This window comes from Seonamhaeicola algicola (assembly GCF_007997385.1).
Classification (GTDB): Bacteria; Bacteroidota; Bacteroidia; order Flavobacteriales; family Flavobacteriaceae; genus Seonamhaeicola; species Seonamhaeicola algicola.
Map to the genome: position 1 here is coordinate 1 of NZ_VOSC01000034.1, position 1,556 is coordinate 1,556.

At 46.1% G+C, this 1,556-nt stretch carries 1 rRNA gene; it reads right to left on the reverse strand.

Annotated elements, in window-relative coordinates:
* A 23S ribosomal RNA gene (locus tag FUA26_RS15615) occupies positions 1–1,491 on the reverse strand; the annotation flags it as partial.
* Positions 1,492–1,556: the final 65 nt, after the last annotated feature.

The window sequence follows — 1,556 nt, forward strand, 5'->3', positions numbered from 1 at the left end:
CGCCGTGTTACCACTGGCTTCAACGTGCTATTCCGTCAGCACGCACCAAATATACGCCTCCGTCACTTTAATATGAGCAGGTACAGGAATATTAACCTGTTGTCCATCCACTACCCCTTTCGGGTTCGCGTTAGGTCCCGACTAACCCTCAGCTGATTAGCATAGCTGAGGAAACCTTAGTCTTTCGGAGTGCGGGTTTCTCGCCCGCATTATCGTTACTTATGCCTACATTTTCTTTTCTAACCGTTCCAGCATACCTCACAGTACACCTTCAACACAATTAGAATGCTCCCCTACCACTTTCGTCCATAGCTTCGGTAGTATGTTTATGCCCGATTATTATCCATGCAGAATCGCTCGACTAGTGAGCTGTTACGCACTCTTTAAATGAATGGCTGCTTCCAAGCCAACATCCTAGCTGTCTAAGCAATTCCACCTCGTTTATTCAACTTAACATACATTTGGGGACCTTAGCTGATGGTCTGGGTTCTTTCCCTCTCGGACATGGACCTTAGCACCCATGCCCTCACTGCAGTAAAACATTTTATAGCATTCGGAGTTTGTCAGGAATTGGTAGGCGGTGAAGCCCCCGCATCCAATCAGTAGCTCTACCTCTATAAAACTATTACTACGCTGCACCTAAATGCATTTCGGGGAGTACGAGCTATTTCCGAGTTTGATTGGCCTTTCACCCCTACCCACAGGTCATCCGAAGACTTTTCAACGTCAACCGGTTCGGTCCTCCACTGTGTGTTACCACAGCTTCAACCTGCCCATGGGTAGATCACACGGTTTCGCGTCTACCACTACTAACTATAGCGCCCTATTCAGACTCGCTTTCGCTACGGATCCGCACCTGAAGTGCTTAACCTTGCTAGCAACGGTAACTCGTAGGCTCATTATGCAAAAGGCACGCCGTCACCCCAATGGGCTCCGACCGCTTGTAAGCGTATGGTTTCAGGTTCTATTTCACTCCCTTATTCAGGGTTCTTTTCACCTTTCCCTCACGGTACTAGTTCACTATCGGTCTCTCAGGAGTATTTAGCCTTAACGGATGGTCCCGCCAAATTCACACAGGGTTACACGTGCCCCGCACTACTCAGGATACTACTATCTCCACTTCGCTTACCTTTACGAGACTATCACTCTCTACGGTTTGTCTTTCCAAACAATTCTAGTTAACTTAGTTTCAAATATTGTAGTCCTACAACCCCAACATTGCCGTAACAATATTGGTTTGGGCTAATCCGCGTTCGCTCGCCACTACTAACGGAATCACTTTTGTTTTCTTCTCCTCCGGGTACTTAGATGTTTCAGTTCTCCGGGTTCACCTCCTTTCGGATACTATATCTTCAATATAGTGGGTTGCCCCATTCGGATATCTGCGGATCAAATTGTATGTGCCAATCCCCGCAGCTTTTCGCAGCTTATCACGTCCTTCATCGCCTCTGAGAGCCTAGGCATTCCCCATACGCCCTTATTTAGCTTATTGTACTTTTTGCTTTTTAATGAGTTATATAATTGCTCGTTACAATTATTATAATTTTATATTAAAT